Origin of the sequence: Streptomyces sp. NPDC005784 (genome assembly GCF_042871525.1) — a bacterium.
Classification (GTDB): Bacteria; Actinomycetota; Actinomycetes; order Streptomycetales; family Streptomycetaceae; genus Streptomyces.
This window is the reverse complement of the sequence record NZ_JBIAIQ010000005.1, coordinates 251,350-266,149: the sequence shown is the minus strand read 5'-3', so window position 1 is coordinate 266,149 and position 14,800 is coordinate 251,350. Positions and strand designations below refer to the sequence as shown.

12 protein-coding genes and 1 pseudogene are annotated in these 14,800 nt (G+C 71.7%); 2 read left to right on the top strand and 11 right to left on the bottom strand.

The annotated features are described in order from the left end of the window. Nucleotides 1–24: 24 nt before the first annotated feature. From cobA to ACFYR3_RS11505, 8 genes and pseudogenes are all read right to left on the bottom strand, one after another. On the bottom strand, nucleotides 25–1,257 hold the full coding sequence (cobA, locus tag ACFYR3_RS11540; RefSeq protein WP_389282577.1) for a uroporphyrinogen-III C-methyltransferase: 1,233 nt from the start codon (nucleotides 1,255–1,257) through the stop codon (nucleotides 25–27). 164 nt (nucleotides 1,258–1,421) lie between these two features. Next, nucleotides 1,422–5,117 carry a nicotinate-nucleotide--dimethylbenzimidazole phosphoribosyltransferase gene (gene cobT, locus ACFYR3_RS11535; RefSeq protein ID WP_389282575.1) on the bottom strand — a complete coding sequence of 1,232 codons (3,696 nt, stop codon included), beginning with the start codon at nucleotides 5,115–5,117 and terminating at the stop codon, nucleotides 1,422–1,424. A 345-nt stretch (nucleotides 5,118–5,462) separates the two neighbouring features. Further along, the gene (cbiE, locus tag ACFYR3_RS11530; protein WP_355839647.1) at nucleotides 5,463–6,674 is read right to left on the bottom strand and encodes a precorrin-6y C5,15-methyltransferase (decarboxylating) subunit CbiE; all 1,212 of its coding nucleotides are present in this window, start codon (nucleotides 6,672–6,674) and stop codon (nucleotides 5,463–5,465) included. Between the two features lie 281 nt (nucleotides 6,675–6,955). Then, entirely contained in the window at nucleotides 6,956–7,594 is a 639-nt protein-coding gene (locus tag ACFYR3_RS11525; protein WP_355839649.1) for a GNAT family N-acetyltransferase, read from the bottom strand. Nucleotides 7,595–7,769: 175 nt separating this feature from the next. Beyond that, on the bottom strand, nucleotides 7,770–8,609 hold the full coding sequence (locus ACFYR3_RS11520; protein ID WP_356785892.1) for a MetQ/NlpA family ABC transporter substrate-binding protein: 840 nt from the start codon (nucleotides 8,607–8,609) through the stop codon (nucleotides 7,770–7,772). A 101-nt stretch (nucleotides 8,610–8,710) separates the two neighbouring features. Next, nucleotides 8,711–9,448, bottom strand: a complete 738-nt coding sequence (locus tag ACFYR3_RS11515) for a methionine ABC transporter permease (RefSeq protein ID WP_355839653.1) — start codon at nucleotides 9,446–9,448, stop codon at nucleotides 8,711–8,713. Then, nucleotides 9,445–10,536, bottom strand: coding sequence for a methionine ABC transporter ATP-binding protein (locus tag ACFYR3_RS11510; RefSeq protein WP_389282714.1), 1,092 nt, complete (start codon nucleotides 10,534–10,536; stop codon nucleotides 9,445–9,447). The genes ACFYR3_RS11515 and ACFYR3_RS11510 overlap by 4 nt, the downstream gene beginning before the upstream one ends. Nucleotides 10,537–10,850: 314 nt before the next feature. Continuing rightward, nucleotides 10,851–11,070 (bottom strand): annotated as a pseudogene (locus ACFYR3_RS11505) (HAD-IA family hydrolase); the annotation flags it as partial. Between the two features lie 48 nt (nucleotides 11,071–11,118). Here ACFYR3_RS11505 and ACFYR3_RS11500 point away from each other — a divergent pair. After that, the gene (locus tag ACFYR3_RS11500; RefSeq protein WP_389282572.1) at nucleotides 11,119–11,478 is read left to right on the top strand and encodes a hypothetical protein; all 360 of its coding nucleotides are present in this window, start codon (nucleotides 11,119–11,121) and stop codon (nucleotides 11,476–11,478) included. A 1-nt stretch (nucleotide 11,479) separates the two neighbouring features. Further along, nucleotides 11,480–12,001 carry a hypothetical protein gene (locus tag ACFYR3_RS11495; RefSeq protein ID WP_355839657.1) on the top strand — a complete coding sequence of 174 codons (522 nt, stop codon included), beginning with the start codon at nucleotides 11,480–11,482 and terminating at the stop codon, nucleotides 11,999–12,001. 32 nt (nucleotides 12,002–12,033) lie between these two features. On the opposite strand, the gene ACFYR3_RS11490 is transcribed toward ACFYR3_RS11495, so the two are convergent. From ACFYR3_RS11490 to ACFYR3_RS11480, 3 genes are all read right to left on the bottom strand, one after another. Continuing rightward, the gene (locus ACFYR3_RS11490; RefSeq protein ID WP_355839659.1) at nucleotides 12,034–12,537 is read right to left on the bottom strand and encodes a GNAT family N-acetyltransferase; all 504 of its coding nucleotides are present in this window, start codon (nucleotides 12,535–12,537) and stop codon (nucleotides 12,034–12,036) included. A gap of 55 nt (nucleotides 12,538–12,592) precedes the next feature. Then, entirely contained in the window at nucleotides 12,593–13,087 is a 495-nt protein-coding gene (locus ACFYR3_RS11485; protein WP_355839661.1) for a sigma-70 family RNA polymerase sigma factor, read from the bottom strand. 157 nt (nucleotides 13,088–13,244) lie between these two features. After that, the gene (locus tag ACFYR3_RS11480) at nucleotides 13,245–14,408 is read right to left on the bottom strand and encodes a glycerophosphodiester phosphodiesterase (RefSeq protein ID WP_389282569.1); all 1,164 of its coding nucleotides are present in this window, start codon (nucleotides 14,406–14,408) and stop codon (nucleotides 13,245–13,247) included. Between the last annotated feature and the right edge of the window lie 392 nt (nucleotides 14,409–14,800).

The window sequence follows — 14,800 nt, the reverse complement described above, 5'->3', positions numbered from 1 at the left end:
GGGAACGGGTTGGGTTACCCGTGGTTACTCGGGAAGTCCGGAGCCGACGTTCACGACCTCGCCGATGACGATGACCGCGGGCGGCCGTACGTCCTCGGCGCGAACGGTCTCGGCGACGGTGTCCAGGGTGGCGTCGACCCGGCGCTGTGCCGCGGTCGTGCCCTCCTGTACGAGGGCGACGGGGGTGTCGGCCGGCCTGCCGTGCGCCACGAGCGTGTCGGCGATCCTGCCGATCTTGTCGACGCCCATGAGGACGACGAGGGTGCCGCGCAGCTTGGCGAGGGCCGGCCAGTCGACGAGGGAGCGCTCGTCGTCGGGGGCGACATGACCGCTGACCACGGTGAACTCATGTGCGACACCCCGGTGGGTGACCGGGATGCCCGCCGCGCCCGGCACCGAGATCGAGCTGGAGATGCCGGGGACGATCGTGCAGGCGATGCCCGCCTCGGCGAGCGCCTGGGCCTCCTCCATGCCCCGGCCGAAGACGAACGGGTCGCCGCCCTTCAGCCGGACGACGGACTTGCCCTGCTTCGCGTGCTCGATGAGCGCGTTGTTGATGGCCTCCTGGGCCATGAACCGTCCGTACGGGATCTTCGCCGCGTCGATCACCTCGACGTGCGGCGGGAGTTCGGCGAGCAGGTCGCGGGGGCCGAGGCGGTCGGCGATGACCACGTCGGCCTCGGCGAGCAGCCGGCGGCCGCGGACCGTGATCAGGTCGGGGTCGCCGGGCCCGCCGCCGACCAGGGCGACGCCGGGGGTACGGGTGCGGTGGTGCGGCGCGACGAGCGTGCCGTCGCGCAGCCCCTCGACCACGGCGTCGCGGATGGCGGCCGTGTGGCGGGGGTCGCGGCCCTTGGCGTTCGTGGTGAGGACGGCGACGGTCACGCCCTCGCTGTGGCCGGTGGCCGGGGTCCACGCGGTCGCCGCGTCGGCGTCGTCCGAGCGGACGCACCAGACGCGGTTGCGCTCCGCCTCGGCCGAGGCGTCCGCACTGGCCTTCGGGTCGCTCGTGGCGATCAGCGCGTACCAGGCGTCGGCGAGGTCGCCCTCCTCGTACGGACGCCGGGTCCAGGAGATCTCGCCCCCGTCCGCCATCGCCTCGACGGACGGTGTCGCCTCGGGTGACACGAGGTGGATGTCCGCGCCCGCCGCGATGAGTGCGGGAAGCCGGCGCTGGGCCACCTGGCCACCGCCGAGGACGACGACACGACGGCCGGCGAGGCGGAGGCCTACGGGGTAGGCGGGGTGTTCGGCCATGGAGGTGCGGCTCCTCGTACGGGCAGGCGGTGCGGTGGGCGCGCTGCGGCTTTGGAACGGCCCTGACGTGGGGTTCTTCGGTACGGGTCCGGACAGGGGTCCAGACTACGGCGGGGCCGGGTGGGCAGCTCGGAACGCCTGCCCACCCCGCCGGTGCCGTCGGACTACTTCTCGGTCACCCCGGCCGAGTCGAACGTCGCGACCTCGTGCATCGCCCGCGCCGCGCTCTGGACGATGGGGAGGGCCAGGAGGGCGCCGGTGCCCTCGCCCAGACGCAGGTCGAGGTCGATCAGGGGGCGCAGGCCCAGCTTGTTCAGGGCGGCCACGTGACCGGGCTCCGCGCTGCGGTGACCCGCGATGCAGGCGGCCAGGACCTCGGGGGCGATGGCGCGGGCCACGAGTGCGGCGGCGCCGGCGCTGACGCCGTCCAGGATCACCGGCGTCCGCAGGGACGCGCCGCCGAGGAGGAGGCCGACCATGGCGGCGTGTTCGAGGCCGCCGATCGCCGCGAGGACGCCGATCGGGTCGGCCGGGTCCGGCTGGTGGAAGTCGATGGCACGGCGGACTACCTCGGTCTTGCGGGCCAGGGTCTCGTCGTTGATGCCGGTACCGCGGCCCGTCACCTCGGCGGGGTCGGCGCCGGTGAAGACCGAGATCAGGGCCGCCGACGCGGTCGTGTTGGCGATGCCCATCTCGCCGGTCAGCAGCGCCTTGTTGCCCGCGGCCACCAGGTCGCGGGCCGTCTCGATGCCCACCTCCAGCGCCGCGATCGCCTCTTCGCGGGTCATGGCGGGACCCGTGGTCATGTCGGCGGTGCCCGCGCGGACCTTGCGCGGCAGCAGGCCCGGTGTGGCCGGCAGGTCGGAGGCGACACCCACGTCGACGACACAGACCTCGGCGCCCACCTGGTTGGCGAACGCGTTGCAGACCGCGCCGCCGCCCAGGAAGTTGGCGACCATCTGCCCGGTGACCTCCTGCGGCCAGGGCGTGACGCCCTGCGCGTGGACGCCGTGGTCGCCCGCGAAGATCGCGACGGCGGCGGGCTCCGGGATCGGCGGCGGGCACATCCGGGACAGGCCCGACAGCTGCGCGGAGATGATCTCCAGCATGCCGAGGGCGCCCGCGGGCTTGGTCATCCGCTTCTGGCGCTCCCACGCCTCGCCCAGCGCCTTGGCGTCCAGCGGGCGGATGTTGGAGACCGTCTCGGCGAGCAGGTCGTGCGGCTCCTCGCCGGGCAGCGCGCGGCGGCCGTACGTCTCCTCGTGCACGACCCACGACAGGGGGCGGCGCTTGGACCAGCCGGCCTGCATCAGCTCGGGCTCGTCGGGGAACTCGTCGACGTATCCGACGCAGAGGTAGGCGACCACGTCGAGGTGCTCGGGCAGGCCCAGCGCGCGGACCATCTCCCGCTCGTCGAAGAAACTGACCCAGCCGACGCCGAGGCCCTCGGCGCGGGCCGCGAGCCACAGGTTCTCGACCGCGAGGGCGGAGGAGTACGGAGCCATCTGCGGCTGGGTGTGCCGGCCCAGGGTGTGCCGGCCGCCCCGGGTCGGGTCGGCGGTGACGACGATGTTGACCGGGGTGTCGAGGATGGCCTCGATCTTCAGTTCCTTGAACTGCTTGGCGCGACCCTTGGGAAGCGACTTGGCGTAGGCCTCGCGCTGGCGCTGGGCGAGTTCGTGCATGCTGCGCCGGGTGTCGGCGGAGCGGATGACGACGAAGTCCCAGGGCTGCGAATGACCGACGGACGGCGCGGTGTGCGCGGCCTCAAGGACGCGCAGCAGCACGTCGTGCGGGATCGGGTCGCTGCGGAAGCCGTTGCGGATGTCACGGCGCTCGCGGATCACGCGCAGGACGGCCTCGCGCTCGGCGTCGCTGTAGCCGGGTGCCGCCGGACCGGTGGACTCTCGTACGTCTTCCACCACGGCCGTGCTCTCTTCCTGGTCGGCGACCTGGGTGCGCAGGTCCTCCGCTTGCTGTGCGACTACGGGTTCCGGCTCCGCGGCGAGCGGGTCCGGTACGGGGGCGGGCTCGGGCATGACCTCGGGCGCGGCCTCCGCTTCCCGGGGGGCGGGCACGGGCGCCTGCGCGACGGGCTCCGCCGGCGCCCCGGCGATCTCCTCGATCGGGGCCGGTGCCATGACGACCGCGGCCTCCGCGGACTCCTGGGCCGGCCGCTCCTCGACGGGCAGCGGCGGCACGGTCATGGCGTGCGGCGGGGTCGGCGCCAGGTGCGGGGTCGTCGGCACCGTGCCGTCGACCGGCACGAACTGGCCGAGGCTCCGGTCGACCTGGGGCACCAGGGGCGCGCCGGGGAATCCGGGGGCGCCCGCCGTGTCCAGGGCACTCGCGTAGTGCTGGTCGCCGTGGGAGTGTCCCGCGGCGGAGTGGGAGGCGTCCGAGTGCGCGGCCACGCCCACCGGCACGCCGTGCTGGGCCTCGGTGGTGCCGGGCCCGGCGAAGGCGGCGCCGTTGTGGGAGAAGGCGGCGTCCTCGGAGCGGGCGGCGCCGTTCTCGGCGAACGCGGGCCGGTCGTCGAACTGCTGTGCCTGGAACTCTTCGACGCCGACGTCCTGCCCGCCCTGCCAGGCTTCCGCCGAGCGCGCGGAGAGCGCCGACAGCGCGGACTCCGGCGCGTCGAAAGCGATCGGGGACGCGGCACCGACGGACTGCTCGGTTCCCGGCAAGGAGTCCTCGTCCGCGAATCGGACAGCCGGTTCCGGCATGTGGACGGGGTCGGCGAACCCGGCCTCCTGGGCTCCGGGCTCGGCCGGGTCGGCTCCGTACAGGTCCTGGCCGACGGGCTGCGGCGGGACCTGTGCGGCGGCGGGGTCCTCGGCGGGAGCGGGGTGCTGCGGGGGCACGACGTGCCCGGCGTCCTCGGGGGTCCGCACCGGTGCGGCCTCCTGCACGGACGTCTCCGCCGCGCCGACGGCCTGTCCGGCGGCGTCGGTGCCGTCCGGCGTACCGAGGGTGTGCGGGGCGTCCGGGAACTGCGGAGCGTCGGGGAACTGTGGGGCGTCGGGAGCCTGCGGGGCGGGCGAGCCGTCCGTCGCGGGCGCGGCCTCGGGCGCCTGCCCGTCCGCCCGGTCCTGGAGGTCGAGCGACATCTCGTCGGCCTGCGGCAGCGGCGCCTGCGCGGCGTCGGGCTCCGGGGCCGGGTCGGGCACGAAGGGCGTCGCCACGAACCCGGGCGCCTGCTCGGCCTCCGCGGCCTGCGGCACCTCGCCAAGCGGTCCGGCCTCCACGCTCACCGCGGATCCGGACATCTGTCCCGCCTCCGGGACGACCGTTTCTGCAGCCAGGGCCTCGCCTTCCACCGGCGGAGTCCCCCACGCCGCCGCACCCTGCGGGAGCGCCTCGCCCAGCTGGGGCACGTCCAAGTACTCGGGACCGACGGTCGGCGGGCCGGCGTGACGCGGAGGAGCGACGGGGCTGGCCATGGAGCCAGTGCGGGAGCCCGCGGGTCCGCGGTCGGCGAGAGAGCGCACCGGGCTGGCGGACCCGTCCGGCGTGGGCGGGCCGAGGTGCAGCGGACGGCGCGGCGACACGGGCTGCGGGGCGGGCGCCGGGCTCGGCGCGCGGACCGCGGCGAGGTCGATCGCGCCGGTGTCCCGCCCGGCCGTCTCGTGCGGGCCGGGCTCGTCGGTGAAGGGCATCGGGGCCGGCGGCGGCACCTCGTTGCCCCAGGCGCCCTGGGCACCGGGCGCGCCCGGCATCAGGAGGAGGTCGTCGTCCTCGACGGAGCTCTCGGAGGGGTCGAGGAAGGTGTACCCGCCCGGCGTGGTGACGCCCGGCTGCTCCACCATGCCTGCGTTCTCCGGCAATCCCTCGCCCGGGACCTGGCCGGTGTCGGTCATGCGTACCCCTCGCCCATCGGTTAGTGCTTCCAAGTCCAGCTCGCCCGGAACGGCGCACCGACCGCCCCACAGTGAAGAACGAGCGTGCGTGCCCAGCGGCACGAACGACCGGCCAACAAAGACGACAAAGCCATTAACTGGCATTGTCCCGGTCATCCCGCCCTCGCGACAGCGTGATCCGCGAGCGCCCGCTGTGGACTGCGCCACGTTGCGCGTCCTCCGGTTCTGCCGTACCACACACGCCTCAAAACGGGCGGGTTTTCCGGACATTGACCTACGAAAGGCCGACCCCCCGGGAGCGGTACAACGATCGGCCAGCCTACCGCGCGCAGTAGGACAACAGGATCACGGGGCGCGATCCGGCAGACGGCCGCTGAGCAGGAACGCGACGCTCCGTTCCTTCTCCGTCCAGGCCCTTGTATCGAGTTCGACGGACTGAATGAGGGCGCACTCGACGTCGTAGCCGTGCTCGGTCAGATCGCGGCCGATGAGTTCGGCGGCGTCCCGGGTCGCGGCGTGCGCGACGATGCGCTGGGGCCGGCGATCGGCGACGGCGGAGACGACCGCCGCTCCCCCGCCGCCGACGCGGACGACGTCCGGTTCGGGCAGGTCCTCCAGGATGTGCGGGGCGCTGCCGTGCACGATCTGCATCTGGACTCCGTAGCGGCGGGCCGAGTGCTCGGTGCGGGCGCAGGAGCCCGGACTGCGGTCGACCGCGATGACGGCGGCACCGGTGCGGGCGGCCTCGATGGCGAAGGCGCCGCTGCCGGAGCCGATGTCCCAGACGAGGTCGCCGACGCGCGGTCCCAGCCGGGCAAGTTGGGCGGCGCGCAGCAGATCCGTCTCGCCTTCGCCGAGTGCGCCGCCGTAGGCCCCGGCGGGCAGCGCCCAGCCGCGCGGCTCGCCGCCGGGCTCCCGGCCGGCGATCCAGCCGCCCCCTTCGGCAGCGGCCACGAAGCCACCGATGACGATCACGACGTTCGGGTCGCGCCAGGTGTGGTCGGCCGCCTTGTCGGAGGTCAGGATCGTGACCTGTTCACGGGTGGTGCCGAGCTCTTCGCAGATGACGAAGGTGCGGTGCACTCCTTCGAGGAGCAGCCCGAGTTCGGCGGGTCCGGCGCCAGGTGAGGTGAGGACAGCGACTTTGGTGTGGGCTCGGCATACATTCACCGCGCGTCGCAGGGTGCGGCTGTGTGCGACGACCACTTGCGCGTCATCCCAGGGCATTCCGGCACGGGCAAAGGCCGCGGCCACCGAGGAGACGCCGGGCACGACTTCGACCTCCAGGCCGAACTCGGGTGCGCGCAGGGTGCGTACGACGCCGAAGAATCCGGGGTCCCCGTCGGCGAGGACGACGGCGGTGCCCCGGTGGCTCGCGATCCGGCGGGCGGCGAGGCCCACGCTGCCGAGTCGGATGCGTTCGGCGCCCGCGGGCACCTCGGGGAGTGCGAGATGGTGGGCCGCGCCGGCCACCAGCGTGGCGGCACCGAGAGCGGAGCGCGCGGCGGCGGTCAGCGGCGAGCCGTCCCAGCCGATCACCGTGACCCGGTCGGCCATCGTCCTCAGTCTCCAGAAGGTCTTCGCAGGTCGTCAGGTGCAGCCCGGGCGGGCTCCGTGAGGGTACCTGGTGCGACCCGGAGGCGCCGGGCCGGTCGGCGCGGCGCGGGAGCGGTCCCGTCGTACCCGGGATCACGCGTCGGGTCCATGACACCGGAGTCCGGTGAGGTGACTCCCGTACACCCATATGACTCGACGCGACCGTATATGACTCACCGCGAGCGTTCCCGCACGTCGGTGAGGGTACGGCGCGCGGAATGCCGTACGTCTGCCCGGCCCGCTCAGTTCCAGTCGTTGAACGACGTGAAACCGCCGGTGTCGGCGAGGCGTCCGCCCATGCCGTCGAGGTCCTCCGGCACCAGACTCCACACGATGAAGTCGGTGCGCAGGTCGACCCAGGCGCCGGCCTCGGTCCGAGTGCGCGCTATGCAGGCGTTGCGCAGCACTCCCTCGCTGATGCAGCCGATCTTCTGGGCGACCTGCTGCGAGGCGGTGTTGCCGGCAGCCGTACGCAGTTCGATGCGCTCGAACTTCTGGTCGCGGAAGAGCCATCGGGCGGTGGCGAGCGCGGCTTCGGACGCGTAGCCCTCGCCGCGCGCCCAGGGGGCGATGATGTAGGAGAGCTCGGTGGAGCGAACGCGCCAGTTCGTCTTGCCGAGTTGGATGATGCCGACCAGGCGCTGGGTGAGGAACTCGGTGACGGCGAGGTCGAGTCCACGCCCCTCCGTGCGCTCCGTGGGCGCGTAGTCGGTGATCCAGTCGCGGGCACCGTCCTCCGAGAACGGCTGCGGGATCGACGTCCAGGCCGCCACCATCTCGTCGTTCATCATCTCGGCCAGCGGTGAAACGTCGTCCTCGTCGAGCGCACGCAGGACCAACCGCTCCGTGCTGATGGAGATGTCGGGGAAGGTGCTCGTCATGCGACGCTCCGTAACCGTCGGGGACTCCGGACCTGATATACCGTCGGGTCCGCTGAACTGCCCAGCATGCAGCATGAAACCACTGAACGGCACAACGGGGTCCACTCCGGGTAATGGAGTGGACCCCGTGCGGTGACGAGGGAGGCCGCCGGTCGTAAGTGGCCCGGTCCCCGGCCTACTTGAAGGACGGAATGACGGAGCCGGCGTACTTGTCCTCGATGAACTTCTTGACCTCGGGCGAGGTGAGGAGCTTCGCGAGCTTCTTCACGCGCGGGTCGTCCTCGTTGCCCTTCTTGACGGCGAGGAAGTTGCCGTACGGGTTGTTCGTCGCCGACTCCAGGACGAGGGCGTCCTTCGCGGGCTTGAGGTCGGCGGCTATGGCGTAGTTGCCGTTGATGACCGCCGCGTCCACGTCGTCCAGGGAGCGCGGGGTCTGCGCCGCCTCGACCTCCTTGAACTTGAGGTTCTTCGGGTTCTTCGAGATGTCCTGCGGGGTCGCCGTGTTGCCGGCGTCGTCCTTGAGGGTGATGAGCCCCTTGGACGCGAGCAGCTTCAGGGCACGTGCCTCGTTGACCGCGTCGTTCGGGACCGCGACGGTCGCTCCGCTCTTCAGGGCGTCGGCGCTCTTCACCTTGTGGGAGTAGAGGCCGAGCGGCTCCAGGTGCACCGTGACGACGGGCACTATGTGCGTGCCGCGCTTCTGGTTGAAGTCGTCGAGGTACGGCTGGTTCTGGAAGTAGTTGGCGTCCACCGAGCCGTCCTCGGTCGCCGTGTTCGGCACGATGTAGTCCTGGAACTCCTTGACCTCCAGGTCGAGGCCCGCCTTCTTCGCCAGGTGGTCCTTGATGAAGTTGAGGATCTCGGCGTGCGGGACCGGGCTGGCGGCGACGACGAGCGGCCCGCTCCTGTCGGCCGAGGACGAGGACGAGTCCTTGTCCGAGCCGCAGGCGGAGAGCCCCAGGGTGAGGGCTCCGGCGGCGAGGACGGCAGTGGTGATCTTGGCGGTGTTACGCACGAAAAGTGCCTTTCCTTATGGGCGGAGCTGCCCCGTCGTGGGTGAACGGGGAAATCTGCGGGAGGGAGGGCCGGGGACCTGGGGCGGGCCGCCGGAGGTCTTCAGGCGGCCTTGCCGACGTCCGCGGCGGCGGGCTCCCTGGACTTCAGGAACCGCAGCTTCGGGGCGGCACCGGAGTGCCCGCCGCGGCGGTGCAGGGTGCGGGCCGCGTAGTCGCCGGCGAACTGGATGAGCGAGATGGCGACGGCCAGGATGGCGACCGTGATCCACATCATTCCGGTCTCGAAACGCTGGTAGCCGTAGCGGATCGCGATGTCGCCGAGGCCGCCCGCGCCGACGGTGCCGGCCATCGCCGAGTAGCCGATGAGGGCGACGACCGTGGTGGTCGCCGACGAGATCAGCGAGGGCAGCGACTCCGGTACGAGGACCCTGCGGACGACGGTCCAGGTGTTGCCGCCCATCGCCTGCACGGCCTCGACGAGCCCGCCGTCCACCTCGCGGACAGCCGTCTCGACCAGCCGAGCGAAGAACGGGATCGCGCCGACGGCGAGCGGCACGATCGCCGCGTCGCGCCCGATGGTCGTTCCCGTGATCGTGCGCGTGAAGCTCATCAGCGCGACCATCAGGATGATGAAGGGCAGCGAGCGGGCGACGTTCACGACCTGCCCGACGACCTTGTTCACGACCACGTTCTGCAGGAGTCCGCCGCGGTCGGTGAGGACGAGCAGGATGCCGAGCGGCAGACCACCGACGATCGCTATCAGCGTGGACCAGCCGACCATGTAGAGCGTGTCCCAACACGCCTGGGACAGCAGCGGCTGCATCTCCGACCAGGTCACAGGGCACCTTCCTTCACCAGAACGGGCTCCTGGCCCTGGATGTCGATCTGCAGGCCCTGCTCGCGCAGGAAGCCGATCGGCACGACGTTCTCCTCGTAGCGGCCGGGCAGTTCGATGCGCATCCGGCCGACCTGCTTGCCCGCGACGGTGTCCATCGCGGCGCCGAGGATGGAGATGTCGATGTTGTAGGTGCGCGAGAGCTGCGAGATGACGGGCTGGGTGGCCGACTCCCCGTGGAAGGTGACGTCGATGACGGTGCGGTCGTCGCCGGAGGCCTCGCCGCTGACCGGGAAGAGCGCGGAGGCCAGCTCGGAGCCGGGCGTCGCGAGGAGTTCGCTGACGGTGCCTGACTCGACGATGCGGCCGTTCTCCATCAGCGCGGCCGAGTCGCAGACCGTCTTGACGACGTCCATCTCGTGGGTGATGAGCAGGACGGTCAGGCCCAGCCGGCGGTTCAGGTCGCGCAGCAGCTGGAGGATGGAACGGGTGGTCTCCGGGTCGAGGGCGCTGGTCGCCTCGTCGGAGAGCAGCACCTTCGGGTCGCCGGCCAGCGCACGGGCGATGCCGACGCGCTGCTTCTGACCGCCGGAGAGCTGCGCGGGGTACGCCCTGGCCTTGTCGGAGAGACCGACCAGGTCGAGGAGTTCGAGGGCCTTGGAGGACCGCTGCTTCCCCGAGAGGCCGAGGATCTCGAGCGGCAGCTCGACGTTGTCCTGGACGGTCCGGGAGGACAGCAGGTTGAAGTGCTGGAAGACCATGCCGATCCGGCTGCGCGCCCGGCGGAGCTCCCGGCCGGCGCGCGGGCCGCGCCCGGCGAGGGCGGTGAGGTCCTGGCCGGCGACGGTGACCGTGCCGGAGGTGGGACGCTCCAGGAGGTTGACGCAGCGGATGAGCGAGGACTTGCCGGCGCCGGACTGGCCGATGACGCCGTACACCTCGCCTTCGCGGACATGCAGATCGACGCCGTCGAGGGCGGTCACTTCACGGCCGCGCGAGCGGTAGACCTTGGTGAGGCCCGTTGTCGTGATCACTGGGAATTCCGTCACTGTCGAGTGCGGGGCGTGGGTGTGCGCCGGGCACGGGTGCATTCGGTCGGAACGCGGCACGGTTCTCGCGATGGCGATGGAACCGGGAGGAGAACGTGTGCGCGGGGCAGCCCGGTCACGTACGTGGTACGGACACAGGGCGCGGCGGTCCCGCTTCGGGGCGCGGGATCAGGCGGTGGTGCGGGGGCCCTCTAGCAGGCGCACATTCGACACATACAACGAGCACCGGGCGTCGTGGTCGCCTCGGTCGCAAGGATGCGGCAGCTCGTCGTGGTCATGGAATGAAGTAAAGCAGACCGGGGGCCGGGGGCTACCACCGCTGTCCGAATAGCGGACAGCGGTGGACGTCGCTCAGCCCGGACGGAGATCCCCGCTCCGGCGTCCGTTACCGGTACGGACAGGGCGGAGAGGTCCCCGACGACGAGGTCGGCGTCGACTTCGTGGGCCTGGTGCGTTGTGGCCAACGCCACGGTGGCCGTCCCGGCGGCGCGGCCGGCCCGGAGCCCGGCGGGGCGTCCTCGAAGACGACGCAGCGGGCGGGGCGACGCCCGGTTCGCGGGCGGCGAGCGGGCAGGGCCCGGGGGCGAGCGCATCAGGTCTTTTGGCCCGTAATAGGGTCACGGCATGTTTGATGCCCTGACGGTCGCGACGGCCGTCGCCGCGCTCGCGCTCGCCGCCTGGTGCGGCTGGGCCGGCCACCGTGACCAGCCCACCAAGGACTGGCACTTCATCGGCATGGCCGTGGTGTCGCTGCTCGCCCTGGTCCAGCTGGTGATCGGCGTCGTCCAGCTGGCGCGCGGCGAGAAGCCGGAGCAGGGCACGACGATCTTCGTGGCGTATCTGATCGGCGCCTTCGCGTGCATTCCCGCCGCGGGGTTCATGTCGCTGGCGGAGCGCACCCGCTGGGGTTCGGTCACGGTGGCGGCCGGCGGCGTCGTCCTCGCCCTGCTCGAAGTGCGGCTCTACGACATCTGGGGAGGCTGAGATGACGGCCACGGAGGAGAACACGACCGTGCCTCGGGACAAGCAGGACGAGCGGGACGAGCGGGACGGCCAGGGCGGGAAGCCGCTGGAGGAGCCCGCGGACAAGAAGCGCACGCGGCTCATCAGCGGCCCCGGCATCCTGCTGCTGTGGCTGTACGGAGTGATGGTGGTCGGCGCCGTCTCGCGGTCGGCCGTGCAGATCTCCACACAGTTCGACAAGGCGCCGCTGGCCTACTCGTTGTCCGCGGTCGCCGGTCTCGTCTACGGATTCATCACGTACTCGCTCGTGCGCGGCGGTGAGACGGCGCGCAGGGCGGCGCTGGTCTGCTGCGCCGCCGAACTCGCGGGTGTACTGATCGTCGGGACCTGGACGCTGGTCGAGCCGTCCGCCTTCCCCGACGCCACGGTGTGGTCGGACTACGGCATGGGCTATCTCTTCATCCCGGTGCTGCTGCCGCTGTCGGCGATGTACTGGCTGCGCAAGGCGCGTACGACCGCCGACTCACGACCGACGACTGACTGACGACTGGCGACTGCTGCCGAAGTCGGCCGCGCTCAGGCGCTGGTGGCGTACGCACCGGCGTCGGCGCCCTTGGCCAGGGTCACCCGCGTCATGCGCTCGCCGACCTGCTCCTGCGAGACGGGCGCGTAGCCGTGCTTGCGGTACAGGCGCAGGTTGCGCTCGCTGCGGTGGCCGGTGAACAGCTCGAAGGACTTGGCCGCTCCCTCGGCGCCGAGGCGGATCTCGATCGCGTCGAGCAGGCGTCCGCCGAGGCCGTGCCGCTGCATGCGCGGATGAACGATGAGTTTGTTGATGCGGGCCGTGCCGTCCGCGTCGACGGCGCCGCGTACGGAGGCCACCACCTCGTCGCCGAGCCGGGCCACCAGCACCGTGCCGCCCGCCAGTTCCGCCCTGAGCGAGTCGAGCGGCTGCGTGAGCGGCTCGATGCCGTAGTCGCCGTAGAGCTCGGCCTCGCTCTGATAGCAGAGGTACTGCAGCTTCAGGATCTGTTCCGCATCCTGCTCGGTCGCCGCCGAGATGGTCACGCTCATGCCCATGTGTGCATGCCTCCCGCTCACCTGTTCCGGTCGTCCCCCACTCCTATCCCCGTCGTCAGCGGGCCGCAACCTCCGTCACCAGCAATCGACGCAGACATCCAAGACATCTGGAGCGTTCCGGACCAAGGCTGCCCTGTGAGATACCCAACTCACCTGCGATCTCCCGGTAGGTGAGGTCCTCCGGGGAGAGCAGGGCGGCCATCAGGCCCGGACAGCGGCCGGGCAGCCGGCGCACGGCGTCGTGCAGTTCGCGACGGCGGGCGGCGGTCATCGCCTGCTGCTCGGGGCCGGGGCCGCTGTCGTCCGCGGGCTCGGCGGCGTACGGCCGCTCGACGCGTGCCCTGCGACGGCTCCGGCGCGCCTCGGTGCGCACGGCCCGGCGCACCCAGCTCTGCGGGTCGACGGGAGGTCCTGTCGCGTCCAGGAGCTCCAGCAGGCGCAGCCAGACGGCCTGTTCCAGGTCGTTCGGCTCGGCGCCGGAGGCGTGGGCCTCCGCCGATGCCTCGGCGGCGAGCAGCGGCCGGAGCGTGGAAACCAGCTCGTGGGTCATGTCCGGCACGACGCGGCCGCCCCGGCGAGAGGTTGCCGGGGCGGCCGGTTGTCATCCCATCCGGGGTGACCGGGTCACGCGTTGACGGATGCGGACACCCGTCTCGTTCCCCGGACGCGTCCGTCGAGGCCCTGGGAGCCGGTCCCGGGACGCGAGGTCATCCCTTGAGGAAGTCCGCGCGGGCCAGCACCGCGGTGTCCGCGTTGTCGGAGAAGACACCGTCGATGCCCGTCCCGAAGTAGACCTTGAAGGCGCCGAAGGGGTCCCCGTAGGCGTCCGCGGCGGTGCCCTTGCGGAAGCTCGTGGGCAGGAAGGGGTTCTCGTTGCGCATGGTGTACGGGTGCAGGATCAGGCCCGCGCGGTGCGCGTCGGCGACGAGCGTGGTCGCACTGGTGAGGTTGCCGTCCGCGTCCTTCGGGATGACCAGGTCGAGCGTGGGGCCGATGCCCTGCGCGTACGAGGCGATCCACTTCAGGCCCTCGGGTGTGACGAGGTCGGCGACCGTGCGGGGGTCGCCCGCCGCGACGAAGTCCCAGGGACGGGTGTTCGCGGCCGACAGCAGAACGACGAGCGGGTTGCCGACGAGCTTGTCCAGCCGCTGGATGCTGCTCGGCTCGAAGGACTGGAGGATGACCGGCGAGTCCTTCCTGTCCTTGCCGTACTTGCGCAGCAGTTTCACGACCCGCTCCTCCAGGCCGAGGCCGAGCGCCCGGAAGTAGGTGGGGTGCTTGGTCTCGGGGTAGATCCAGACCTGCTTGCCGCGCTTGCGGGTCTGCTCGTCCTGCCAGCGGAGCACCTCTTCGAAGGTGGGGATCTCCCAGCGGCCGTCGTAGAGGGTGTTGTGCGGCCGGTTGGCGGGGATGCGCTCGACGGCGCGCAGGGTCTTCAGCTCGGCGAGTGTGAAGTCCTCGGTGAACCAGCCGGTCGTGGGGACCCCGTCGAGCGTCTTGGTGGTCCTGCGGCCGGCGAACTCGGGGTGCGCCGAGACATCCGTGGTCCCGCCGATTTCCGGTTCGTGACGGCATACGAGGTGGCCGTCCCTCGTGGGCACCAGGTCGCCGGCCTCGACGACGTCGGCGCCCAGGTCGAGGGCCAGCTGGTACGAGCCGAAGGTGTGCTCCGGCCGGTAGCCGCTGGCTCCGCGGTGGCCGATGACGGTCGGTCTGGGCAGGCTCCGGTAGCCGCCGCCCCCGTGGCGCTCGTCCGCGCTCGCGGCGCCGGGCAGGCCGAGGACCGCCCCGCCCGCTCCGAGCACGGCCGCCCCGAGCAGCGTCCGCCGCGCCGTGCCCCGCTCCTGACCGTTCGACTCCTGCGCTCCCATGAGCGCTCCTCCCGCCGTAGGTGCCCTGCCTGTCGAAGCGGGACGATCGTAGGTGCCGCCGTGTGACGGGAGGGAGGCCCGCGGCGGAACAGTGGGTGACCCCGGATGTCGTACGGGATGCGGAACATGACGGTCCGTCGGCATCGGCCGGGCGGTCGGGGGTAGGCGTGAGACTGCGGCGAACGGGCGTCGATCCATGACGGGATCACCCGTTCGCCGGTACGGCGCGCGATGTCCGTCACATCGCGTCGCCCCCGCGCCCGCCGCTCACAGGCACGCAACCGCAGGTAAACGTAGGTCAACAGTGCGTATCCAGTCGATGAACCGGATGTGCAATCATCCGGGAACCGCGAGTATCGTCCTCACCTGCACATACTCCATACCGATCCCTT